The organism is Methylobacterium endophyticum (genome assembly GCF_050591105.1).
Classification (GTDB): Bacteria; Pseudomonadota; Alphaproteobacteria; order Rhizobiales; family Beijerinckiaceae; genus Methylobacterium.
Genome location: NZ_JBNHES010000004.1, coordinates 166,397 through 189,888, shown reverse-complemented (window position 1 = coordinate 189,888; position 23,492 = coordinate 166,397). Strand labels below are relative to the sequence as shown.

General features: G+C 71.5%; 22 protein-coding genes. 15 read left to right on the top strand and 7 right to left on the bottom strand.

Translation table 11 applies throughout. From position 1 onward, the window contains the following. The first annotated feature begins 2 nt into the window (after positions 1–2). Entirely contained in the window at positions 3–1,346 is a 1,344-nt protein-coding gene (mnmE, locus tag ACP56T_RS07060) for a tRNA uridine-5-carboxymethylaminomethyl(34) synthesis GTPase MnmE (protein WP_430911414.1), read from the top strand. 32 nt (positions 1,347–1,378) lie between these two features. Here mnmE and ACP56T_RS07055 read toward each other — a convergent pair whose 3' ends face one another. After that, positions 1,379–1,525, bottom strand: a complete 147-nt coding sequence (locus tag ACP56T_RS07055) for a hypothetical protein (RefSeq protein ID WP_430911413.1) — start codon at positions 1,523–1,525, stop codon at positions 1,379–1,381. Between the two features lie 290 nt (positions 1,526–1,815). Here ACP56T_RS07055 and mnmG point away from each other — a divergent pair, with 290 nt between their 5' ends. From mnmG to ACP56T_RS07035, 4 genes are read left to right on the top strand one after another with little or no spacing between them, the layout of a single operon-like run. Then, entirely contained in the window at positions 1,816–3,696 is a 1,881-nt protein-coding gene (gene mnmG / locus ACP56T_RS07050) for a tRNA uridine-5-carboxymethylaminomethyl(34) synthesis enzyme MnmG (protein WP_430911412.1), read from the top strand. Positions 3,697–3,700: 4 nt separating this feature from the next. Continuing rightward, a complete protein-coding gene (gene rsmG / locus ACP56T_RS07045) occupies positions 3,701–4,330 on the top strand; it encodes a 16S rRNA (guanine(527)-N(7))-methyltransferase RsmG (protein ID WP_430911411.1) in 630 nt (209 codons plus the stop codon). Next, the gene (locus tag ACP56T_RS07040) at positions 4,327–5,169 is read left to right on the top strand and encodes a ParA family protein (RefSeq protein ID WP_430911410.1); all 843 of its coding nucleotides are present in this window, start codon (positions 4,327–4,329) and stop codon (positions 5,167–5,169) included. The genes rsmG and ACP56T_RS07040 overlap by 4 nt, the downstream gene beginning before the upstream one ends. A gap of 57 nt (positions 5,170–5,226) precedes the next feature. After that, a complete protein-coding gene (locus ACP56T_RS07035) occupies positions 5,227–6,123 on the top strand; it encodes a ParB/RepB/Spo0J family partition protein (protein ID WP_430911409.1) in 897 nt (298 codons plus the stop codon). 8 nt (positions 6,124–6,131) lie between these two features. Here the strand turns inward: ACP56T_RS07035 and holA are convergent, their stop codons facing one another. The 3 genes from holA to leuS all read right to left on the bottom strand — a co-directional run bounded on the left by holA (position 6,132) and on the right by leuS (position 10,435). Continuing rightward, positions 6,132–7,163 carry a DNA polymerase III subunit delta gene (gene holA, locus ACP56T_RS07030; protein ID WP_430911408.1) on the bottom strand — a complete coding sequence of 344 codons (1,032 nt, stop codon included), beginning with the start codon at positions 7,161–7,163 and terminating at the stop codon, positions 6,132–6,134. After that, complete coding sequence (gene lptE / locus ACP56T_RS07025) at positions 7,160–7,657, bottom strand: LPS assembly lipoprotein LptE (protein WP_430911491.1); 498 nt, start codon at positions 7,655–7,657, stop codon at positions 7,160–7,162. The genes holA and lptE overlap by 4 nt, the downstream gene beginning before the upstream one ends. Positions 7,658–7,828: 171 nt before the next feature. Continuing rightward, positions 7,829–10,435 carry a leucine--tRNA ligase gene (leuS, locus tag ACP56T_RS07020; protein WP_430911407.1) on the bottom strand — a complete coding sequence of 869 codons (2,607 nt, stop codon included), beginning with the start codon at positions 10,433–10,435 and terminating at the stop codon, positions 7,829–7,831. A 187-nt stretch (positions 10,436–10,622) separates the two neighbouring features. Here leuS and ACP56T_RS07015 point away from each other — a divergent pair, with 187 nt between their 5' ends. Then, positions 10,623–11,312, top strand: coding sequence for a YggS family pyridoxal phosphate-dependent enzyme (locus tag ACP56T_RS07015; protein ID WP_430911406.1), 690 nt, complete (start codon positions 10,623–10,625; stop codon positions 11,310–11,312). A 14-nt stretch (positions 11,313–11,326) separates the two neighbouring features. On the opposite strand, the gene ACP56T_RS07010 is transcribed toward ACP56T_RS07015, so the two are convergent. Next, on the bottom strand, positions 11,327–11,860 hold the full coding sequence (locus ACP56T_RS07010; RefSeq protein ID WP_430911405.1) for a L,D-transpeptidase family protein: 534 nt from the start codon (positions 11,858–11,860) through the stop codon (positions 11,327–11,329). A 304-nt stretch (positions 11,861–12,164) separates the two neighbouring features. Between ACP56T_RS07010 and ACP56T_RS07005 the strand changes: the two genes are divergently transcribed. From ACP56T_RS07005 to ACP56T_RS06975, 7 genes are all read left to right on the top strand, one after another. Then, positions 12,165–12,851 (top strand): response regulator transcription factor, encoded by a 687-nt coding sequence (locus tag ACP56T_RS07005; RefSeq protein ID WP_430911404.1) that lies wholly within the window; start codon positions 12,165–12,167, stop codon positions 12,849–12,851. 80 nt (positions 12,852–12,931) lie between these two features. Next, positions 12,932–13,384, top strand: a complete 453-nt coding sequence (locus ACP56T_RS07000) for a cyclic nucleotide-binding domain-containing protein (RefSeq protein ID WP_430911403.1) — start codon at positions 12,932–12,934, stop codon at positions 13,382–13,384. Positions 13,385–13,489: 105 nt separating this feature from the next. After that, positions 13,490–13,993 carry a YciE/YciF ferroxidase family protein gene (locus ACP56T_RS06995; RefSeq protein WP_430911401.1) on the top strand — a complete coding sequence of 168 codons (504 nt, stop codon included), beginning with the start codon at positions 13,490–13,492 and terminating at the stop codon, positions 13,991–13,993. 119 nt (positions 13,994–14,112) lie between these two features. Next, positions 14,113–14,955, top strand: a complete 843-nt coding sequence (gene dapD, locus ACP56T_RS06990; protein WP_430911400.1) for a 2,3,4,5-tetrahydropyridine-2,6-dicarboxylate N-succinyltransferase — start codon at positions 14,113–14,115, stop codon at positions 14,953–14,955. Positions 14,956–14,960: 5 nt separating this feature from the next. Beyond that, positions 14,961–15,851, top strand: coding sequence for an alpha/beta fold hydrolase (locus ACP56T_RS06985; RefSeq protein WP_430911399.1), 891 nt, complete (start codon positions 14,961–14,963; stop codon positions 15,849–15,851). Positions 15,852–15,956: 105 nt separating this feature from the next. Beyond that, positions 15,957–16,802, top strand: coding sequence for an acid phosphatase (locus tag ACP56T_RS06980; protein WP_430911398.1), 846 nt, complete (start codon positions 15,957–15,959; stop codon positions 16,800–16,802). Between the two features lie 103 nt (positions 16,803–16,905). Continuing rightward, on the top strand, positions 16,906–19,083 hold the full coding sequence (locus ACP56T_RS06975; protein WP_430911397.1) for a TonB-dependent siderophore receptor: 2,178 nt from the start codon (positions 16,906–16,908) through the stop codon (positions 19,081–19,083). A gap of 52 nt (positions 19,084–19,135) precedes the next feature. Here ACP56T_RS06975 and ACP56T_RS06970 read toward each other — a convergent pair whose 3' ends face one another. Together ACP56T_RS06970 and ACP56T_RS06965 are read right to left on the bottom strand one after the other, a co-directional pair. Further along, positions 19,136–19,900, bottom strand: coding sequence for a TerC family protein (locus tag ACP56T_RS06970; protein WP_430911396.1), 765 nt, complete (start codon positions 19,898–19,900; stop codon positions 19,136–19,138). 19 nt (positions 19,901–19,919) lie between these two features. Then, on the bottom strand, positions 19,920–20,846 hold the full coding sequence (locus ACP56T_RS06965; RefSeq protein WP_430911395.1) for a lipid kinase: 927 nt from the start codon (positions 20,844–20,846) through the stop codon (positions 19,920–19,922). A gap of 440 nt (positions 20,847–21,286) precedes the next feature. On the opposite strand from ACP56T_RS06965, the gene ACP56T_RS06960 reads away from it, so the two are divergent. Together ACP56T_RS06960 and ACP56T_RS06955 are read left to right on the top strand one after the other, a co-directional pair. After that, positions 21,287–22,093 carry a hypothetical protein gene (locus tag ACP56T_RS06960; RefSeq protein ID WP_430911394.1) on the top strand — a complete coding sequence of 269 codons (807 nt, stop codon included), beginning with the start codon at positions 21,287–21,289 and terminating at the stop codon, positions 22,091–22,093. An 11-nt stretch (positions 22,094–22,104) separates the two neighbouring features. Next, positions 22,105–23,448 carry a nuclease gene (locus ACP56T_RS06955; protein WP_430911393.1) on the top strand — a complete coding sequence of 448 codons (1,344 nt, stop codon included), beginning with the start codon at positions 22,105–22,107 and terminating at the stop codon, positions 23,446–23,448. The last annotated feature ends 44 nt before the right edge of the window (positions 23,449–23,492 follow it).

Genomic DNA, 23,492 nt, shown 5'->3' with positions numbered 1-23,492 from the left:
GGATGAGCGACGACGGTCTGACGCTGTTCGCTCCGGCGAGCGGCTTCGGGCGCGCCGCCGTCTCCGTCATGCGCATCAGCGGGCCGGCCTCCGGTCCGCTGATCGAGGCCCTGGGCCGGAGCCGCCCACCCGCGCGACGGCTCGCCCTGAGAGCCCTGCGCGACCCCGCCGACGGGACCCTGCTCGACAGGGCCCTCGTCGTCTTCATGCCGGGCCCCGACACGTTCACCGGCGAGGACATGGCCGAGCTGCACCTGCATGGCGGCCTCGCCGTGCGGCAGGCGGTGTTTCGCGCCCTCGCCGCCTTTCCCGGATGCCGTCCGGCCCTGCCGGGGGAGTTCGCGCGCCGGGCGGTGCTGAACGGCCGGATCGGCCTGACCGAGGCCGAGGGCATCGCCGATCTCGTCGACGCCGAAACGGAGGCGCAGCGCCGGCAGGCCCTGCGCCAGCTCGACGGGGCGCTCGCGCGCCAGGTCGATCTCTGGCGCGACGAGGCCCTCGATTGCCTCGCCGGCGCGGAAGCCGCCCTCGACTTCTCCGACGAAGGCGATGTCGACGACCAGGGCCTCGACCGCGTGGTGCAGGCGCGGACGCGGGCGCTTCACCAGGCCGTCACGGCGGTCCTGGCGGACGAACGGGCGGGCGAGCGGCTCCGGGACGGCTTCGTCGTGGTGCTGGCCGGGCCGCCCAATGCCGGCAAATCGACCCTCCTGAACACCCTCAGCCGGCGCGACGCGGCGATCGTCTCCCCCATCCCCGGCACGACCCGCGACAGCATCGAGGTCCGCTGCGACCTGCGCGGCCTGCCGGTGGTGCTGATCGACACCGCGGGCCTGCGCGAGTCCGACGACGCCATCGAGGCGGAGGGGATCGCCCGGACCCGGCGGCAGATGCGGCAAGCCGATCTCGTGCTCTGCCTGATCCCCGCCGACGATCCCGCCGATCCGCCGGACGACCTGCCGGCGGGTTCGCTCGTCATCCGCACGAAGGGTGATCTGGAAGCCCCCTCCGCCGACGGCGGCTCCGGCGGAGCCTCTTCGGCCGAATTGACGATCTCCGCCGTCAGCGGAGCGGGCATCGCGGCGTTGCTCAGGCTCGTCCACGAGCGGGCTCGCTCGGCGTTCGGGGCCGGCGATGCGCTCGTCACCCGCGAGCGGCATCGTGAGGCGCTGGAACGATGCGCCGCGCATCTGGCACGGGCCGGGCAGGCGGACCAGCGGACGCCGCCGGAGCTGATCTGCGAGGATCTGCGTCTCGCCGTGCGCGCGCTCGGCGAGATCGGCGGCCATGTCGGCGTCGACGACGTCCTCGACCGGCTGTTCAGCGGCTTCTGCATCGGCAAGTGACGCGGCCAGTGACGCCGCGCACCGCCGGATTGTCAGCGGCTGAGGAACATCCCGGTCATCAGCAGGCAAAAGCCCGCGAGCCCGAAGAACCCTTCGCGGTGGCGCGTCTCGTCGATGAAATGGGTGACGGCACCGCTCGCGCAACACAGGGCGCCCGCCCCGATGACCCACGACCCCATGACCTGCGTCCTCTTCGATCGCAGACTTTCCCCCGTGCGCCGTTGCTCGGGGACGAGCTCTCGCCGGAGAGACCGATGGTGCTCGTTAATCTCCGGTTAAGCAAAGCGGATGCCACGATTTCGCCATGCTGGGCGCGGGATTTCCGCCGACCGTGATGCTTTTGCCATCACGGCACGCGGGCACCTGCATCATGGACGGGCATGGCGGGAAAAGCGGCTCCCCACCGTCCGGCATGGCGCGCCCGAGGGAATCGTTGACCCGCTCGCGCGGGGGCGCATAAGCCAATCGCATGATCTCAGGTTCGTCCTTCTTCGATGTCGTGGTCGTCGGCGGCGGCCATGCCGGCGTGGAGGCGGCCGCGGCCGCCGCCCGCTGCGGCGCCAGGACCGCCCTCGTCACCCACGATGCCGCGACCATCGGCACGCTCTCCTGCAACCCGGCCATCGGCGGGCTCGGCAAGGGACATCTCGCGCGCGAGGTCGATGCCCTCGACGGGCTGATGGGGCGGGTGGCGGACGCGTCCGGCATCCAGTTCCGACTGCTCAACCGGAGCAAGGGACCGGCGGTGCGCGGGCCGCGCACGCAGGCCGACCGCCGGCTCTACGCCGAGGCCATGCAGCGGGCCGTCGCCGAGACGGTCGGGCTCACGGTCGTCGCGGGATCGTGCGAGGACATCGTCCTGCGCGAGGGCGCCGTTGCCGGCGTGGTCCTCGGCGACGGCCGGCATCTGCCCTGCGGCGCCGTCGTCCTGACCACGGGAACGTTCCTGCGGGGGCTCATCCATATCGGCGACACGCAGGTTCCGGCCGGCCGCGCCGGAGAGCAGCCCGCCATCGGCCTCGCCCTGACCCTCGAACGGCTGGGCCTGCGCCTCGGACGCCTGAAGACCGGGACGCCCCCGCGCCTCGACGGCACGACCATCGATTGGTCCGCCGTCGCCATGCAGGACGCCGACGCGGATCCGGTGCCGTTCTCGACGCTCACGGAGCGGATCACCGTCCCCCAGATCCGCTGCGGGATCACCCGCACCACCCAGGCCGCGCATGACCTGATCCGCGCCAACATCGCGCGCTCGCCGATGTATTCCGGCCAGATCGGCAGCCGTGGCCCCCGCTACTGCCCCTCGATCGAGGACAAGGTGGTTCGCTTCGGCGACCGCGACGGACATCAGGTCTTCCTCGAGCCGGAGGGGCTCGACACGCCGCTCGTCTACCCGAACGGCATCTCCACCGCCCTGCCGGAGACGGTCCAGCGCGACCTCGTCGCGCTCATTCCGGGGCTGGAGAAGGCCCGGATCGTCCGGCCCGGCTACGCCATCGAATACGACTACGTCGATCCGCGCGAGCTCGACGCGAGCCTCCAGGTCAAGCGCCTGCCGGGGCTCTTCCTCGCCGGGCAGATCAACGGCACGACCGGCTACGAGGAGGCCGCCGGCCAGGGCATCGTCGCCGGCATCAACGCGGCCCGGCAGGTGGCGGGGGCGGAGCCGGCGATCTTCGACCGGGCCGAATCCTATCTCGGCGTGATGATCGACGACCTCGTGACCCAGGGGGTCAGCGAGCCCTATCGGATGTTCACCTCCCGCTCCGAGTACCGGTTGTCCCTGCGGGTCGACAATGCCGACGAGCGGCTGACCCGGCGCGGCCTCGCCCTGGGCTGCGTCGGCGCCGCCCGTGCCGCCCATTTCGAGGCGAGCCAGGCGGTTCTGCGCCGGACGCGGGACCTCCTCGACGGCTTGAGCCTCACGCCGTCGGAGGCCGCCCGCCATGGCCTCGCCCTCAACCGGGACGGCGTGCGCCGCTCCGCCTTCGAGCTCTTGTCCTATCCCGAGATCGACTGGGCGCGGCTGTCGGCGATCTGGCCCCAACTCGGCGAGGTCGCCCCGCGAGTCGCCGAGCGCCTGTCGACGGACGCGACCTACGCGGTCTATCTCGACAGGCAGCAGGCCGACATCGCCGCCTTCCGGCGCGACGAGGCGATCCGCCTACCCGCCTCCCTCGACTATGGCACGATCTCCGGCCTGTCGAACGAGCTGCGCGCCAAGCTGGAGACGATCCGGCCCGGCACCCTCGGCCAGGCGGCACGCATCGAGGGCGTCACCCCGGCCGCCCTGACCCTGCTCGCCGTCCATGCCCGCAAGGGCACCCGCTCCCTCGCAGAGGCCGGCTGAGCCGATGGGTGAGCGCGAGCGCGTGCTGGCCGATTACGCTGTTTCACGTGAAACAGCGGCGGGGCTCGACCTCTACGTGGAGCAGTTGAGGCGCTGGCAGCGCGTCAAGAACCTCGTCGGCCCCTCGACGCTCGCCGAGGTCTGGACCCGCCATATCGCCGATGCGCTGCAACTCCTCGCCATCGCCCCCAAGGCGACGAGCTGGCTCGATCTCGGCTCGGGGGCGGGCATTCCCGGCCTCGTCCTCGCCATCGCCGGCCGCGACCGGCCCGGATTCACCGTGGAGCTCGTCGAGAGCAACGCGCGCAAATGCGCCTTCCTCATCGAGACGGGCCGGCTCTGCGCGGCGCCCGTGCGCGTCACCAACGCGCGCATCGAGACGGTCATCGCGGAGCGGGCCGGCGTCGACATCGTCTGCGCGCGCGCCCTCGCGCCCCTCGATCAATTGCTCGCCTGGGCCGCTCCCCTGTTGAAATCAGGCACCACGGGGCTGTTTCTCAAGGGACGTGAGGCCGAAGCGGAATTGACCCGCGCCGCGCAAGGGTGGAGATTCGAGGCCGATCTGCTGCCGAGCCGCACCGACTCGGAGGCACGGATCGTCCGCGTCACCGTACCCGGTCCCTCATCGCCATGACCAGCGCGCCTCATTCCCCCGCCCGAACCTCGGAGCGGCCTCTGCGGATCATCGCCTTGGCCAACCAGAAGGGCGGCGTCGGCAAGACCACCACGGCCATCAATCTCGGCACCGCCCTCGCCGCCATCGGCGAGCGCGTGCTGGTGCTCGATCTCGACCCGCAGGGGAACGCCTCGACGGGGCTCGGCATCGACCGCCGGCAACGTCGGGTCTCGACCTACCATGTGATGACCGGCGAGGCGCCCCTGGCGGACGCCGTCGTCGCGACCTCGGTGCCGCGCCTCCTGGTGGCGCCCTCGACCATGGACCTGCTCGGGCTCGAGCTGGAGCTCGCCAGCGCACCGGACCGGTCGCACCGCCTGCGCGGCATCCTCGCCGATATCGGCGGCGACGGCACCAGCACCGAGGGCGTGAGCTACGTGCTCATCGACTGCCCGCCCTCGCTGAATCTGCTGACCATCAACGCGCTGGCCGCGGCGGATGCCGTGCTCGTGCCCCTGCAATGCGAGTTCTTCGCGCTGGAGGGCCTCAGCCAGCTCCTGCGGACGGTGGAGCAGGTCCGCAGCGCCCTCAACCCGCGCCTGTCCATCCAGGGCATCGTGCTGACCATGTTCGATCCGCGCAACAACCTCTCCGCGCAGGTGGTGGCGGATGTGCGCGGCTTCATGGGCGAGAAGGTCTACGAGACCATGATCCCGCGCAACGTGCGCGTGTCGGAAGCGCCCTCGCACGGGAAGCCGGTGCTGCTCTACGATCTGAAATGCGCGGGCGCGCAAGCCTATCTGCGCCTCGCTTCCGAGGTCATCCAGCGCGAAGGCCGGGTGCCCGCCGCCGCCTGAGAGGCTAGGCGGCATGAAACATGAGTGGCGTCGAGGGAGTCGGGACAGGTGGCGGCGATGGCGGATGATGTGGCACGGCCCCGGCTGGGGCGCGGCCTCGCGGCCCTGATCGGTGATTTCGGCAACGATATGCCGGATGCGGGCCGCCCCCAGGGGCAGCGCAAGGTCGCCGTCGAGTTCCTGCGCGCCAATCCGCGCAATCCCCGCCGCCGCTTCAGCGAGGCCGATCTCGAGGAGCTGGCGGCCTCGATCCGCCTGCGCGGCATCATCCAGCCGATCGTGGTGCGCGCGGTGCCGAAGGTGCCCGACACCTACGAGATCGTCGCCGGCGAGCGCCGTTGGCGGGCGGCCCAGCGGGCGGGGCTCCACGAGGTCCCGATCGTCGCCGTCGAGATCGACGACCGCACCTCCCTCGAATACGCCATCCTCGAGAACGTCCAACGCACCGACCTGAACGCCATCGAGGAGGCCGGCGGCTACGAGCGGCTGATGAGCGAGTTCGGCTACAGCCAGACCGAGCTCGCCGACATCATCGGCAAGAGCCGCAGCCATCTCGCCAACACGCTGCGCCTGCTGCAACTGCCGGCCACGATCCAGGACCGGGTGACGGCGGGCGAGATCACCGCCGGCCATGCCCGCGCCCTGCTCGCCGTGCGCGACCCGGATGCCGTCGCGCGCCGTATCGTCGACGAGGGGCTCTCCGTCCGCGAGGTCGAGGCTCTCGCCGCCGCCGAGGCGCCCCATACCGAAGGGCCGCGCCCCGGCCGCCCGCGCGGCGCCGGCGAGAAGAGCGCCGATATCCGCGCCCTCGAATTCGGTCTCGCGCAGGCGCTCGGCGTCACCGTGGCGGTGAAGGCGAAGACGGGGGGCGACGGCGAGATCCGCATCCGCTTCGCCAATGCGGACGAGCGCGACGCCCTCTGCCGGAAGCTGGGGCTCCAGCCGGAAGGCTGAGGCGGCGTTCAGCGCTTCCGGCGCTCGGCTTCCACCGCGATCCGCAGCAACGCCGCCGAGGCGTGGATGTGGGCGAGGTCCGGGCCGGCCCTTCGGGAGGCCAGAACCGCGTCCTGCAACATCTCCACGGCCCGCCTCAGGGCGGGGGACGACCAGCGCGCGAGCTGCGTCTCGACGCTGCCGCGCCGGCTGAAATGCAGCCCGCGCCAACCCGCCACCATCATCGAGGGCGTCTTGTCCTCGCCGTCGAGACGGGTGGAGAGCAGCGTGGTGGCATGCCGCAACGCCGCCCCGAGCATGACGCCGGCATCGAGCCCCTCGTGCCGGAAGCGGCGCCAGGTCCTCTCGACCTCCGCCGGGCGCCCGGCGAAGGCGGCATCCACCACCGCGTTGAGCACGCTTCCGGCGACATCGCTGACGATGGCCTCGACATGGTCGAGGGTGACTTGGCCCTCGCCCTTCGCGTAGAGGGCGAGCTTCTCGATCTCGGACAGGCTGGCGCCCCGGTCCCCGCCGAGGCTCGCCACGAGGACATCGCGCGCCTCCCGCTCGATCCCGAGGCCGCGCTCCTTCAAGGTCCGCTCGACGAGCTCGGCGAGCGAGCGGGCATCGTCGGGATAGCAGGGAATCGCCAGCGCCTTCGCCGATCCCTCGCAGAGGGTCCGCAACGGATTCGCCTTGGCGAGATCGCCGGCCTCCACCACGATGCGGACCTCGGCGATGGGCGAATCGAGCAGGGCCGCGACGGCGGGCGCGTAGTTGCGGCTGCCGGGCCTCACCCAGATCGACCGCTTCCCGCCGAACAGGCCGACGGTGCCGGCCTCGTCCGCGAGCCGTCCCGGATCGCCGGCGAGCACGTCGCCGTCGATGCGCACCATGGCGAAGGGATCGCTCGGGTCCGCGACGAAGCTCTCGGCCAGGCGCTTGGCCCGATCGGCCACCAGCCCGGTGTCGGAGCCGTAAACCAGCAGGACGGGACAGCGCGGGTCGGGCCCGCGTCTCAGCAGGCCCTCGACGTCGCCGGCCCGGACCGCCGTCAAGGCTTCGTGACCAGCACCGAGGCGATGCGGGTCTTGATCTGCTCCGCCAGCACCTTCGCGAGCCGGATCTCGGCGTCGCGCGCGGCGCGCAGGCTGGCGAAGCGCTGCACCGAGCGGTCGTAGGTGGCCGTCGAGGTGGCGACGCCCTCGGTGATGATCCTGGTGCCGTCGAGGTTCTCCAGGGAGAACTTCACCGTGCCGACGATGGTGCCGGCTTCCGCGCGGCCGGTCTGGGTCGAGACGATGGGCGTCTGGATCGCCTCGCTGCCCTGGAGCTTCAGCCGGTAGCGCTTCGGCGAGGGCTGGCCCGAACCGTCGAGATCGAAGATCAGCTCGCTGCGCAGGTAATGGCCGATCCGCTCCTGGTCGCGGGCCATGCCGATGTCGTCCACCTGCACGGAGGCGAGCAGCGCTCCGAGGGGCTCCCCCGAGGCCGTGGGCCCGTAGAGCGGCCGGAAGCAGGCGGACAGGTTCAGGGCGAGCGCCGCCGCCATCCCGATCCGCACGGCCCGTTTGGCCAGAACCCGCGTCCGCACGCCCATCATGGCCCCCGTCGCCGTCCCCTGCCCGACCGATCCCGCTGTGTAGGCCGAGCGGAGCCGTTCGTCATCCGTATGACCGATCAAGCTTTACGATTTCTCTGCGGCGAGACCGTGATGCCGCGCTCAGACGACGATGTTCACGATCCGCCCCGGCACGACGATGACCTTGCGCGGCGCCCGCCCTTCGAGAGCCTTCTGCACGGCCTCCAGCGTGAGGGTCGCCGTCTCGACGGCCGCCGCGTCGGCGTCGCGAGGGACGGTGACGTCGGCGCGCTTCTTCCCGTTGATCTGCACCGGCAGGGTGATCTCGTCCTCGACCAGCAGGGCCGGATCGAAGGCGGGCCAGGGCGCCTGCGCCGCGAGACCGGGCTTGCCCAGCACCTGCCAGCAGGCTTCGGCGAGATGCGGCATCATCGGCGCGACGAGCTGCACGAGGATCGTCGCCGCCTCGACGGCGGCCTCCCGCGCGACGCCGGCCCGGATCGCCTCGTCCAGCGCGTTGGCGAAGGTGTAGACATGGGCGACGCAGCGGTTGAAGCGCAGCTTCTCGATGTCCTCGCCCACGGCGGCCAGGGCCCTGTGGGCGGCCTTGCGCAGGGCGAGGACATCGCCGGCCCCCTCCGCCGCCGCGGCCCCGTGGACGAGCCGCCAGACGCGCTGGACGAATCGCGCCGCGCCCTGAACCCCCTCCTCCGTCCAGATCACGTCGCGTTCGGGCGGCGAATCGGAGAGCATGAACCAGCGCGCGGTATCGGCACCGTAGCTCGCGATGATGTCGTCGGGGTCGACGACGTTCTTCTTCGACTTCGACATCTTCTCGATGGGGCCGATCGCCACCGGAGCGCCGGTTTTCACGTGAAACGCCTCGCGCCCCCTCCCATCGGCCGAGAAGCGGATATCCGCCGGGGCGACCCAGGCGCCCGATGTGTCCTTGTAGGTCTCGTGGACGACCATGCCCTGCGTGAACAGGCCAGCGAAGGGCTCGGACACGCCGCTCCAGCCGGTCTCCCGCATGGCCCGCATGAAGAAGCGCGAATAGAGCAGGTGCAGGATCGCGTGCTCGATGCCGCCGATATACTGGTCGACGGCGAGCCAGTGATCGACGGCCTTGCGGTCGGTCGGCTCCTCGGTCAGCCACGGCGCGGTGAAGCGGGCGAAGTACCAGGACGAATCCACGAAGGTGTCCATGGTGTCCGTCTCGCGCCGCGCGGGGGCACCGCAACGCGGGCAGGCGACATTGCGCCAAGCCGCGTCCCGCTCCAGCGGGTTTCCGGGAACGTCGAAGGACACCTCGTCGGGCAGCCTCACCGGCAGATCGGCGGCCGGCACTGGCACCGGCCCGCAGGCGTCGCAATGGATGATCGGGATCGGGCAGCCCCAATAGCGCTGGCGCGAGACGCCCCAGTCGCGCAGCCGGAACTGCACCTTTCGCGCGGCCACGGGTGCGCTACCCAGCGTCTCCGCCTCCAGCCTGTCCGCGACGGCGGCGAAGGCCGCGTCCGTGGTCATGCCGTCGAGGAAGCGCGAGTTGATCATCCGCCCGTCGCCGTCGAAGGCGGTGTCGGTGATGACGAAGCTCGCCGGGTCCTGGCCCTCGGGGCAGACCACCGGCGTGTTGCCGAGCCCGTATTTGTTGGCGAAGTCGAGGTCGCGCTGGTCGTGGGCCGGGCAGCCGAAGACGGCGCCGGTGCCGTAATCCATCAGCACGAAATTCGCGACATAGACCGGCAGCAGCCAGGACGGATCGAGGGGGTGGCGGACCTTGAGGCCGGTATCGAAGCCGAGCTTCTCGGCGGTGTCGATGGCCTCCTGCGCCGTGCCCATGCGGCGGCATTCCTCGGCGAAGGCTTGCAGGGCGGGGTTCGCGGCGGCGAGCGCCAGGGCGAGCGGGTGATCCGCCGAGACGGCCAGAAACTTCGCGCCGAACAGCGTGTCGGGACGGGTCGTATAGACCTTGATCTCGCTGTCCGTGCCCTCAGGTGCGGCATCGAGCGAGAAGCGGACCTCCAGCCCTTCCGAGCGGCCGATCCAGTTCCGCTGCATGAGCCGGACCTTCTCAGGCCACCGGTCGAGCCCATCGAGGGCGTCGAGCAGGTCCTGCGCGAAATCGCTGATCCTGAAGAACCACTGCGTCAGCTCGCGGCTCTCCACCAGAGCGCCGGAGCGCCAGCCGCGCCCGTCGATGACCTGCTCGTTGGCGAGCACGGTGTGGTCCACCGGGTCCCAGTTCACTTTTGCCGTGCGGCGCGTGACGAGGCCCTTCTCCAGGAAGTCCAGGAACATGCGCTGCTGGTGCTTGTAGTAGGCAGGATCGCAGGTCGCGATCTCGCGGCTCCAGTCCAGCGACAGGCCCATGGACTGGAGCTGCCCGCGCATGGTGGCGATGTTGGCGTAGGTCCAGTCGCGCGGGTTGACCTTGCGCTCCATGGCTGCGTTCTCGGCGGGCAGGCCGAAGGCGTCCCAGCCCATCGGGTGCAGCACGTTGAAGCCGCGTGCGCGCTTGTAGCGGGCCACCACGTCGCCCATGGCGTAGTTGCGCACATGGCCCATGTGGATGCGCCCCGAGGGATAGGGGAACATCTCGAGCACGTAGTATTTCGGGCGCGGATCGTCGTTCCTCGTCTCGAAGAGATGCGCGTCGGCCCAGGCCCGCTGCCAGCGCGGCTCGGAATCCTTGGCGTTGTAGCGCTCCGTCTGGCGGGCGGAGGAGGACGGGGTTTCGGCGGTCATGGGGATGCTGGCCGGAATCGTTCGAATGGTCGCGGGAAACGGTCGGGGCGCCAACGCCTTGATGGGGTGGAGCCGCACCGGCCAGTACCACAGGACGGCGGCGCATGGTCAATCGCGGAGCGCCATCCGTCTTGTCACCCCGGCTCGGCGTGATAGTCCGCCCGCAAACCCGAGCCGAGGCCCGTTCATGGACGACAGCACCACACATGGAAGCGCCTCGGGCCTCGATGCCGTGCGCGCCGGCATCCGCCAGGCGGCGGAGGACAACGGGCGCGATCCGGCCGAGGTGACGCTCGTCGCCGTCTCGAAGATCATGCCGGCGGAGGCCATCGCGCCGGTGCTCGCCGCCGGGCAACGCGTCTTCGGCGAGAACTACGTGCAGGAGGCCAAGGCCAAGTGGCCGGCGCTGCGCGAGCGCTACCCGGACACGGAGCTCCACCTCGTCGGCCCGCTCCAGTCCAACAAGGCGCGGGAGGCTGTGGAGCTGTTCGACGTGATCCACTCCCTCGACAGGCTGTCCCTGGCGGCGGCCCTCGCCAAGGAGATCGAGCGGACCGGGCGCCGGCCGAAGCTGCTCATCCAGGTCAATACCGGCGAGGAGGAGCAGAAGGGCGGCGTGATCCCCGCCCAGCTCGACACGCTGCTCGCCGAATGCCGCGACACCCACGGGCTCGCCATCAACGGCCTGATGTGCATCCCCCCGGCGGAGGATCCGCCGTCCGCCCATTTCGCCCTGCTCGCCCGCGCCGCCGAGCGGCACAACCTGCCGATCCTCTCCATGGGCATGAGCGCGGACTATCCCGCCGCGATCCAGATGGGCGCGACGCATGTCCGCGTCGGCACCGCCATCTTCGGGGAGCGTCCGCGCCGCGCCTGAGGGTCGGTACGGGATCAGCCGACGACGAGGCGGGTGCGCGGGCCGACGCGGCGCAGGAGCCGCACCAGATCGGCCCGGCGCAGGGCGACGCAGCCTTCCGTGGCGCCGAACCCCTCGCGCGCCGCGTGCAGAAAGATCGCCGAGCCGCGCCCCCGGCGGATCGGGCCGCGGTTGTAGTCGAGATCGACCACGAGGTCGTAGAGCCCGTCCGCCCGCCACATGGCCTCCGCGCCGACGCCCGGCGCCGGCAGCCTCAGCGGCCGGTTGTAGCGGCGGTCGCCCGCGTCGTCGCACCAGCCGTCCTCGGGTTTCGTGCGGCGCAGCCCCAGCCCGCTCGACGGCCTCGGCAAGCGGTCCGCCCGGTAGAAAGCCGCGCGCATGCGGAAGGCGCCGCAGGGCGTGATGCCGTCGCCCTCGCGCTTGGTCCGGGCGGGGCCGGAACGGCCGAGGGCGCAGCGAATCACGAGGGGACCGGCGAGGACCTCTCCTCGGGTCTTGTCGCGGCAGAGCCGCCGCACGCGGATCCGCGCGAGCGTCGTCCGGATCATAAGGCCCGCGTTCCCTCGGTCGTCGTCGCGACGGGGTAGGCGGGTAAGGAGCCGGCTATGCATGCCGGAGAGAGCCAAACGCCTCTCGCGGCGGGCAAAAATATAAAATAATTGCGCACAATCCGGTTTTCAAACGTGAATCGTGCCTTATTCTCGTGCATATGCCCGTTTCCCCAACAGCCACGCTGCGGCCCGCTTCACACCGTCGATCGAGCGGCGCAGTATCGGACGGCCAGCGGGATGCGGACAAGCGCCGAACGGTGTCGCTTCGGCTTCGGAACGGTTGTTGAGAGTCTCAGGGACGATGACCAAGGCCCATCGCATCCTCGTCTGCGACGACGATCCCATGCTTCGCGAAACGCTGGCCGAGCAGCTCGACCTCTACGAGGAGTTCGTGGTCTCCACCGACGGCGAGGCGGGGGCGTCCATCGCGCGGGTGGCGGAGGAGCGCGTCGACCTCGTGGTCATGGATGTGCGGCTTCCCGACCTCGACGGGCGCGAGGCTGTGCGGATCATGCGCCGCAACGGGTTTCGCGGTCCGATCATCATGCTCACCGCCCAGGACTCGGAGGACGACACCGTCGAGGCCCTGGAGGCGGGCGCCAACGACTACGTCACCAAGCCCTTCAAGTTCGCGGTGCTGATCGCCCGCATCCGCGCCCATCTGCGCCAGCACGAGGCCAGCGAGGACGCGGTCTTCCAGATCGGCCCCTACACCTTCCGCCCGAGCGCGAAGATGCTCGTCGGCGAGCGCGGCTCGAAGCTGAAGCTCACCGAGAAGGAGACCGCGATCCTGCGCTATCTCTACCGGGCCGGCCACGAGGTGGTCGGGCGCGACACGTTGCTCGCCGAGGTCTGGGGCTACAACGCCCAGGTCACGACCCACACCCTCGAGACGCATATCTACCGCCTGCGCCAGAAGATCGAGCCGAACCCGGCCATCGCCGCGATCCTCGTCACCGAGGGCGGCGGCTACAAGCTGATTCCCTGAGCCGCCGCCATTGGCGCGGGAGACCGCCTTCCGCTAAGGAACCAGGCGGACGAGGCACCGCTTGAGGGACCGGCCGGGACGTGGCGCTCGACGACGACATCGCCATCCTCGCGGCCGCGCCCCTGTTCGGATCGATGAACCGCGACGCGCAGCGCCTGCTGTGCTTCGCCGGAGACCGGCGCAGCCTCTCCCCCGGCGAGACCCTGTTCGCGCGGGACGAGCCCGCCGATGGCGGGTTCGTCGTCCTCTCCGGCCGGATCGAGCTGGCGCCGCGCGTCTCCGGCGGCGAGCCGGTGAGCGCCGGCCGCTCGGCCCTGATCGGCCGCAACGCCCTGATCCTCGGCGGCCGGCGGCCCACCTCGGCCCGCGCGACGGAGCCCTCCGAGGTGATGCGGATCACCCCCGCGCTGATGCGGCGGGTGCTGGTGGAGTTCCCCGAGGCCGCCGCCGCCATCCGCGAGACGCTGGCCGCCGAGCTCGCCGAGCTCAATCTCGGGCTCGCCGCCGCCGGCCGGCGCTTCGCGGCCGATTGAGGCCCTTTCTCCCCATCTGATTCCGAACTCCGCCGCCGCGAGCCGGTTGGGCCTGGACCGGGAGCGGAATCCACCGCCTTCCGACGAGAATCGGGACGAACCGCCATGGCCGCCAAGGAAAAGACCCTTCACGACGCCTTCTACGAGATGCTGAAGGACGTCTATTACGCCGAGAAGCAGTCGGTGAAGGCGTGCAAGAAATCCGCGAAGGCGGCCGAGCACGCAGAGCTCAAGCAGGCCTTCGAAGCCCATGCCGAGGAGAGCGCCCATCAGGTCGAGCGCCTGACGCAGGTGTTCGAGATCATCGGCAAGCCCGCCCGCGCCAAGACCTGCGAGGCGATGCAGGGCATCACCTCCGAGATGGAGGAGGATCTCGAGGATTTCGCCGGGACGCCGGCCGCCGACGCGGTGCTCGCGGCCTGCGCGCAGGCGGTGGAGCATTACGAGATCGCCCGCTACGGCACCCTCAAGACCTGGGCGAGCCAGCTCGGCCACGAGGACGCGGCCAAGCTCCTCGACGAGACCCTCCAGGAGGAGAAGAAGGCCGACGCGCTGCTCACCCGGATCGCGGGCCGCATCAACGCGGAGGGCGCCAAGGCCGCCGCCTGACCCGAGCGCGCCGTTCGCGGGTCGGAGGGCTCGCGGACGGCGGCTTCAGGATTTCAACTGACAGGCCGGCCCGCCTTCTGTAATCACGGGCGCCCGTCCCGTCCGACCGGAAGCCGTTCATGTCCCACGCCGATCTCGCCCGCACCGTCGAAGCCGCCTGGGAGGACCGGGCCGGGATCGACACGGGCACGCGCGGCCCCGTGCGCGAGGCCGTGAACGAGGCCCTCGCCCTGCTCGACGCGGGCGCCGCGCGCGTCGCCGAGAAGGTCGACGGCGAGTGGGTCGTGAACCAGTGGCTCAAGAAGGCGGTGCTGCTGTCCTTCCGCCTCAACGACATGGCGCCCGTGCCCGGCGGCCCCGGCGGCGGTCCCTGGTGGGACAAGGTGCCCTCGAAGTTCGAGGACTGGGGCGAGGCGGAGTTCCGCGCCGCCGGCTTCCGCGCCGTGCCGGGCTGCTTCGTGCGCCGGGGCTCCTACATCGCGCCGGGCGCGGTGCTGATGCCGTCCTTCGTCAATCTCGGCGCCCGCGTCGGCAAGGGCACCATGGTCGACACCTGGGTGACGATCGGCTCCTGCGCGCAGGTGGGCGAGAACTGCCACATCTCCGGCGGCGCCGGCATCGCGGGCGTGCTGGAGCCGCTCCAGGCGAACCCGGTCATCATCGAGGACAACTGCTTCATCGGCGCGCGCGCCGAGGTGGCCGAGGGCGTCATCGTCGGCGAGGGCAGCGTGCTCTCCATGGGCGTCTATATCGGCGCCTCCACCCGGATCGTCGACCGCACCACCGGCGAGGTGATGTATGGCCGCGTGCCGCCCTATTCGGTGGTCGTCTCCGGCACCATGCCCGGCAAGCCGCTGCCGGACGGCTCCCCCGGACCGGGGCTCTATTGCGCGGTCATCGTCAAGCGCGTGGATGCCGGCACCCGCGCCAAGACCGGCATCAACGAGCTGCTGCGGACCTGACATCCATGCCGGGGCCGGACGGAGAAGCGCGGACCCTGGTTCTCGACGCGGCGGGGCAGCGCGTCCCGACGCCCTATGACGTGTTCGGCACCGGGCCATCGCAGGCGCTGCTGCTGCCCGCCCTCTCCTCGATCTCGACCCGCGCCGAGATGGCGGGGCTGGCGCGCGCGCTCTCGTTCGACCACCGCTGCATCGTGCCCGACTGGCCGGGCTTCGGGGCGCGCGACCGGGACCGGGTGCCCCTGGCGCCGCCGCTGCTCCACGCCTTCCTCGACGCGCTGATCGCGGCGCTGCCGGGTCCCTATGCGATGGGCGTGGCGGCGGGGCACGCCGCCTTCTATCTCGCCGCCGCCGCGGCCCGTCATCCGGGGATCTTCGGGCGGCTGGTGCTGGTGGCGCCGACCTGGCGCGGCCCGCTGCCCACGGTCATGGGGGCCGGGCGCCGGCCGCTCTTCCGGGCCCTGCGCCGGGCCGTCGAGACACCGCTCCTCGGCGAGATGCTCTACCGGGCCAATATCAGCCGGCCGGTGATCGGCCGGATGATGCGCGCCCATGTCTATGCCGATCCCGCCAACGTCACCGCGCGGGTGGTCGCGGAGAAGCACGCCGTGACGCGCCGACGCGGCGGGCGCTTCGGGACGGCGGCCTTCGTCACGGGCGGCCTCGATCCCGTCGAGACCCGCGAGGATTTCCTCGCCCTGTGGTCGGGCGATCTGCCGCCGGTGACGCTGCTGCGGCCGGCCGGGGCGCCGCGCCGCTCCGGCGCCGAGATGGACGCCCTCGCCGATGCGCTGCTCGCCGGAGGGCAAGCGCCGTCCGTCACGGTTCCGGGCGCGCTCGCTCCCCACGAGGAGCACCCCGCCGCCGTCGCCGCCGCGATCGGGCTCGCACCGTGAGCGGATCGCCGCCACGCCTCCGTCATCGCCGGGGATGTATCCCGGCCCGCCATGCGTTCACGGTCTGAGAAGCCGTTCCCCGCGAATTCGAGAAGAGGCCGACCGATGCCGAGACCCGTTTCGCGAGCCGCGCTCCTCCTGCTGGCCGCCCTCGCCGCCCCCGGCCAAGCCGTCGCCGCACAGGAACCCTCGGCGCCGTCCGTGGGCGCGGACCCGATCCGGCCCGACGCGCCGAGCCCCCGCCCCTATCTCTCCGAGGCGACCGCTCCCGACACCGTCGCGATCCTGCCCGCTCCCCCGGCGAGCCATTCGGCGGGGGAGAACGCCGACAAGGTGATGTTCGGCGCCACCCGCGCCCGGCAGGGCGGCGCGCGCTGGGCGCTCGCGGCCGCCGACGTGGCCGAAGGCTCGGCCGCGATCCTCGACAACCTGGCCTGCGTGCTCGGCACCCGCATCGACACCAAGCGCGTGCCGACCCTGGTCACGCTCCTCGACCGGGCCCGCGTCGACATCGCGAACGCCACCCGCGCCCCGAAGGTGCATTACCGGCGCCTGCGCCCCTTCGTGGGCAACGACCAGCCGATCTGCGTCCAGCGCACGCAGAAGCTCGCCGACAGCTACAGCTACCCCTCGGGCCATTCCTCGCAGGGCTGGACCTATGCCCTCATCATGGCCTCCCTGGTCCCGCAGAAGGCCACCGCGATCCTACAGCGCGGACGCCTCTACGGGGAAAGCCGGGTCGTCTGCGGCGTCCACTGGCTGAGCGACGTGGAGGCCGGGCGCACCAACGGCGCCGCCGTCTACGCGGCGCTCCAGGGCGATGCCGGCTTCCGGGCGGATCTCGAGAAGGCCCGCGCCGAGCTCTCCCGCGCCATGGCCGAGCCCTCGGCGCAGCCGCCGGCGGAGACCTGTGCCCGCGAAGCCGCAGCGGCCCTGGAACCGGCACTCTAGTTTCGAGCTTTTCTAACTCATTGAAAAATAGAGTGTTATTGTCTTGATGATCGAGATTTGAGTTGCCATGCCTCGGGCCTTGTCAGTCCGAGGCCCACAGATCATGCCGCTCCCGCGTCGCACCGTCCGACTCGCCGCCGCCCTCGTGCCGCTCGCCATGACCGGCCCCGTCGCCGGGCAGGAAGCGAGCGTCCAGCTCGACCAGCTCTCGGTGGAGGGAGCCGGAGCGGGCGTCCCGGCGGGGGATGCCGCCGCGACGAGCGGCGGAGGCGGCGGCCCGAGCGGCGTCACCGGCTACACCGCGCGCGTCAGCCCGACCGCGATGAAGACCAACACGCCGCTCATCGAGACGCCGCAATCCGTCACGGTGGTGACGCGCCAGCAGCTCGACGACCGCAACGTCCAGACGCTCGACGACGCGCTCAACTACACGCCCGGCGCCGCCACCAACATCGCCGGCTTCGATCCTCGCTTCGATTCGATCTCGATCCGGGGATTCGACGTCACCTATAACGGCATCTATCGCGACGGCCTGCGCCAGATCGGCGCCAACCTGACGACGCCGCGCATCGAGCCCTACGGCCTGGAGGCGGTGACGATCCTGCGCGGGCCCGCCTCGGGGCTCTACGGGCTCGGCTCTCCCGGCGGCATCCTCGACGCCACCTCGAAGCGCCCGGTCTTCACGCCCTTCGGCGAGGTCCAGGTCCAGGCCGGAAACTACGACCGCTATCAGGGCAACTTCGATCTCGGCGGCCCGGTCGAGGGATCCGACGGCACGATGGCCTATCGCGTCACCGGCCTCACCCGGCAATCGGACACGTTCCTTCTCGGGGCGAAGGACGACCGCGTCTTCATCGCGCCGAGCTTCACCTGGAAGCCTTCGGCCGATACCACCTTCACGGTGCTGGCCGAGTATCAGCAGACCCGGCTGCCCGGCACCGCCTATTTCTACAACGATCCCGGCTTCAGGGTATCGCGCTTCTACACCGGCGACGCCCGCTTCAACGACGTGAAGCAGGAGCAGTACCGCATCGGCTACGCCTTCGAGCACAAGGTCACGCCCGACCTCATCGTCCGGCAGAATTTCCGCCATTACCAGACCTTCGTCGACTTCAAATACGTGTCCATCGACGCCATCGACGCCGCCCGCACGGTGGGCTCCCGCTCGACCGGGCGTCTGCGCGAGGCGCTCCGGCAGAGCACCCTGGACAACCAGATCGAGGGGCATTTCGCCACCGGCCCGGTGCAGCACACCCTGCTCGCGGGCCTCGACTACACGCATGCCGATTTCGGCACCCGCTCGGGCTTCGGCGCCGCCCCCGATCTCGATCTGGTGAACCTGAACTACGGGCAGCAGTTCATCGCGTCGCCCGCCCTCGGCGCGACCTCGCGCAACGCCCTCGACCAGCTCGGCCTCTACCTACAGGACCAGGCCAAGCTCGACCGCTTCGTCCTGACGCTCACCGGCCGCCACGACTGGATATTCCAGAGCAACCTGGACGCCGCCGGCACCCGGACGCAGCAGAACGACACCGCCTTCACCGGGCGCGTCGGGCTCAATTACCTGCTCGCCCCCGGTCTCGTGCCCTATGCGAGCTACGCGACGACGTTCACGCCCCAGCTCGGCGTGAACGTCGTGACCGGCGCCGCCTTCAAGCCCGCCACCGGCGACCAGATCGAGGCGGGCGTGAAATACGCGGTGCCGAACACCACCATCACCGGCTCGATCGCGGGCTTCGACATCGTCCAGTCGAGCCTGCTGCGCCAGGATCCGACCAATCCGGTCAATCAGGTGGCGACCGGAGCCGTGAACTCGCGGGGCTTCGAGATGGAGGCGACCGGCAACCTCGCGCCGGGCACCAACCTGACGGTGGCCTATTCCTATCTCGATTTCCGCTTCATCCGGCAGACGTCCTACGTGACGGGCGGTCCCATCGACGGCAACCGGCTCTCCGGCATTCCGGGCAACACCTTCAAGAGCTTCCTGACCTACCTGTTCCCGCCGTCCTCGGCGCTGAGCGGCCTGACCGTCGGCGGCGGCGTGCGCTACTCCGGGACGAGCTTCGTCAACGACGAGAACACGGCGCGCAATCCGACCGTGACCCAGTGGGATGCCCTCGTCGCCTACGACTTCGCGGCGCTCGATCCGCGCTACAGAGGCTTCCGCGCCCAGATCAACGCCTACAACGTCTTCGACCGGAGCTATACGAACTGCCAGAGCGGCTTCTGCTACCGGGGCGCTCCGGCCACGGTGATCGGCAGCCTGATCTATCGCTGGTGACCCCTCGCGCCGGCCCGCCGACCGTTCCGGGACGCGGGCCGGCCGCGCATCGTCAGCCCTCGGCGCGGGAGCCGGCCGGCGGGGCTGGCGCCTTCCCCCGCCTGCGGCGGCGGGCCAGCATGTTCAGGGCCTCGACGCCCGCCGAGAAGGCCATGGCGGTGTAGATGTAGCCCTTCGGCACATGCGCCCCGAACCCTTCCGCGATCAGCGTCATGCCGATCATGATGAGGAAGCCGAGCGCCAGCATCACCACGGTGGGGTTGGCGGCGATGAAGCGCGAGAGCGGGTCGGCCGCGAGCAGCATCACCGTCACCGCGACGATCACCGCGATCACCATCACCGGGACATGCTCGGTCATGCCCACCGCCGTGATGATGCTGTCGATGGAGAACACGAGGTCGAGCACCAGGATCTGGCCGACCGCCGCCGCGAAGCCGATGCCGGCCTTGCCCGCGGTCTTCTCCTCGGGGGTCGGGTCGACGCTCTCGTGGATCTCCTTCGTCGCCTTCCAGAGCAGGAACAGGCCGCCGGCCACGAGGATCAGGTCGCGCCAGGAAAACGCCTTTCCGAGCACCGAGACGACCGGCTCGGTCAGGTGGACGATGAAGGCCACCGTGCCGAGGAGCCCCAGCCGCAGGATCAGCGCGAGCCCGATGCCGATGCGCCGGGCCTTGGTCTGATGCTCGGGCGGGAGCTTGTTCGTCAGGATCGAGATGAAGATCAGGTTGTCGACGCCGAGCACCACCTCCATCACGATGAGGGTGGCGAGGGCGGCCCAGACGGTCGGGTCGGCGGCGAGCTGGAGGAGATGGTCCACGGGGGCGCTGATCCTGGTGTCAGAGGGCGGGGACGGCGCCGGCGCCGACGCCCGGACGCAGGGAACGGGGCGGCGAGACGATGCGCACGGCCTTCGGGAAGATCCTGAAATGGGCCGGCGTGAAGGTGGTCAGCTCGCCGTCCGTGTTGACCGGCCGGCGCTTCTTCGTGCGCAGCACGATCTCGGTGGTCTTGAAGGCGCGCACGTCCTCGGCCTGCCCCTGGGTGCCCCGGCGCAGGGCCGGCAGCAGGGCGAGAAGGCGCCACCAATGCGCGACCTCGAGGCTGTAGAAATCGAGATTGCCGTCGTCGACGGTGGCGTCGGCCTCCACCGTCATGCCGCCGCCGTAGTAGCGCCCGTTGCCCACCGAGGCCTGGATGGTCGTGATCGTCTCGACCACCCCGTCATGCTCGATGACGACGGAGAAGGGACGTACCCGGCGCAGGACCCGGACGGCGGCGATGGCGTAGCCCAGCGTCCCCCATTTCCGCTTCGATTCGGCGGTGAGGTCGCCGGCGAGCTCGGCCGAGAAGCCGATGCTCGCCACGTTGAAGAAGTAATGCCCGTTGACCCAGCCGAGATCGACCGGCCGCGCCTCCTCCGAGGCCGCGAGCCGCGCCGCCGCCAGGGGATCGAGGGGCAGGCCGAGGGAGCGGGCGAGGTCGTTGGCGGTGCCGAGCGGCAGGATCGCCATGGGCAGTCCCGTCTCGACGATCGCCGGGGCGGCGCCGTTGAGGGTGCCGTCGCCGCCGCCGAGGATCACCAGATCGACATCCTTCGCCCGCGCCCGGATGGCGTCGCGGCAGGATTGGTCGGGGCCGGGCTCCACGAGATCGAGACCGCCGGCCCGAAGCGCCTCGCGCACCGCCTCCAGGGGCGACCCGCCGCTGCGCGCCTTCGGGTTGACGACGAAGAGCGCCCGGCGCCGCTCGCCGTGAGCGCTCATGAGGACGCGGCGCCCGGCATGCGGACGGAATCGGTGACGGGCACGGGCGGTCGGCCTCCGGTGCATTCGCGCCGCGTCAGCGCAAAGGCAGGCAGATCAGTCCGACATCACGGTCGACGCCTCGACCGCCAGAGGGGCCCGGACCAGGGGAACGCGGACGGGCGGCGGGCCTTACGTCCACGTTCCCTGAAGTGGGCGCCCCCGCGACGATCTCAACCCCGCGAGCGGCGAGATTCGCGATGGGACGCCCCGCCGTCGGGCTCGCTGCATCCTTGCCGCGCCCGCGAGGTCTTGCCGCGCCCGCGAGGTCCGTGGCATGCCGGTCGACATGGACGCCGCCGATCCGGCACCGGCGATGGAACCGGCGACCCGTCCGGCGACGTTCCCCCGAACGGCCGACACGCCCCGGCCGAACGGTCCGCCTCGTCCGAGAGCGGCCCGTGGAAGCGATCCTTGGCGGCGAGCCGGTGGTGTCGATGCGTCCCTTCTCCCGCCTGACCGCCGCCCTCCTCCTCTGCACCGGCCTGCCGGTCGCGGGCGCCTCGGCGCAAGCCCAGGGGCAAGGGCAGCCCGGCTGGGTCGATCCCCCGGCGAAGGCCGCCGCGAAACCGCCCGAACCGGCCACGAACGCGGCCGCCAAATCCGAACCCAGCAAACCCGACACCGTGACGTCCGAGGCCGCCGATCCCCCTGCGCCGAGCCGGACCGCGGAGCGGCATGCCCCGTCCCGCCGCGCCCTGCGCCGGCCGCCCCGCGCCGCCGTCGTCACGAGAGAGCCGCTGCCGGCGGCCGTGCCCGTGGGCGATGCCCGCCTGCGGGAATGGGCGGCGGCGTCCCAGGCGCTCGCCCGCGACTATCTCGACAGCGTCTCCGGCTCCGCGATGCTCGCCGAAACGCCCCGATTCTACGGCGAGCGGGTCCGTTTCCACGGCCGGACCATGACCCTGGCGGCGCTGACGGCGGAGAAGCGGCGCTTCGTGCAACGCTGGCCCGAACGCCGCTACGAGCCGCGCCCGGACTCGTGGCGCACCGCGTGCAGCCCGGCGCTTGCGCTGTGCCGCGTCGAGGCGGTGTTCGACTTCCGCGCCGAGAACCCGGCCAGGGGCCTGCGCTCGCAGGGCGTCTCGTCCGTGACCTTCGAGGTGAGCCTCGCCGGCACCCGCCCGGTGATCGTTTCCGAGACGAGCCGGGTGCTGCGCCGCGACGGCCCCGTGAGCGCCCTCGGCGCCCCCCGGCGGCCGGCCTGATCCCGGCCGCGATGCAGAGCGAGGCCGACACCGCCGGCGGGGAGAGCGCGCTCCACCCCGTGCCCGATCCGGCTCGGGCGCGTCTGCGCGACCTGATCCGCCGGGAGGTCGCGGCCCGGCGCCCGCGCCCGATCGCGCGGCGGACCCTCGAACTCCTCGCCGAATCCGCCATCGAGCCCGCCGAGGGCGAGCCGCCCTATCGCGTCGTGGATCGGCGCGGCGAGCCGCGCTCGCGCATGGCGGAGGAGGGGGGAGCGGCCGAGCCCCTCACCCTCGCCGAGGTCCTGGCGGAACTCCAGGAGCGCCACCCGGCCCTGTTCGAGCCGCCCCTGCCCGAGCCGGAGCCGGTCGAGGCATCCGAGAGCGGCGCCTCCGAGACCGCCGCCGCGCAGGCCGCCAGACTACGCGGCGACGCGGCGCGCTACATCGAGCTGCAATCGGCCAAGGCGCGCGTCGTCACCCGCGCCGTGGCCGCCCGCTCGACGGAGAAGGGGCGCAGCCTCGCGGCCTCCGCGGGCGCGGCCTATGCCGCCCTTCGCGCCAAGGCGGCCGGCCGGGCCACTCGGCCGGATTCCCCGCTGCCGGCCGGGGAGCAGGCCGCCCCCGGCCTCGCAGCTCCCCTCCCCGACGCCACGGAACCGTCCGTGCCCCTCGGAGACCGGCTGCGCGGCCGGGCGGGCGACGTCCTCGCCCGTGGCCGCGACGCGCTCGGGCAGGTCAACGATCACCTCGACGGGCGCTGGATCCTCGGATCGGCCACGGCGGCGGCCGTGGTGACGGCGGCGGTTGTGCTCGTCGGAACCGCCCGCGAGGGAGCGGACATGCCGGCCAGGGAGCCTTCCCCGGACACGGCGCGGGCACAGCCCCCGGCGGCCCGGCCGGACACCGCGCAGGCCCCTCCGCAGAGCCCCGCGCAGGCCGCCAAGGGCGAGCCGCCGCGAGACTCCGCCCCGCCCGACGCCGAGCCGGCGCAGGGGTCGCAAGCCTCGCCCGCGACGCCGCCCCCCGAGGAGGAGCCGGAGGCACCGGCTCCCCTCCCCGGCGATGTCGCCGGCCCGGCGGAGGTCGTCGACACCGCCACCTTGCGGATCGGCGGCCGCACGGTCCGCCTGTTCGGGGTGGAATGGGTGCGCGGCGGCAACGCGGCGGACCTGACCCGCTACCTCGCCGGCCGCCCGGTGAGCTGCCAGCGCGCGCCCGGCAGCGAGAACCATCTCTGCCAGGTGGAGGGCCGCGACCTCTCGGAAGTCGTGCTGTTCAACGGCGGCGGCCGGGCCTCGCCGGAAGCGAGCCCCGATCTCGCCGCCGCCGAGGACCATGCCCGCACCGAGCGCCTCGGCATCTGGAAGCGGTAACCCGGCTCATGCCGCCCCCCACGGGTCGCGTGGACCCGTGGGGC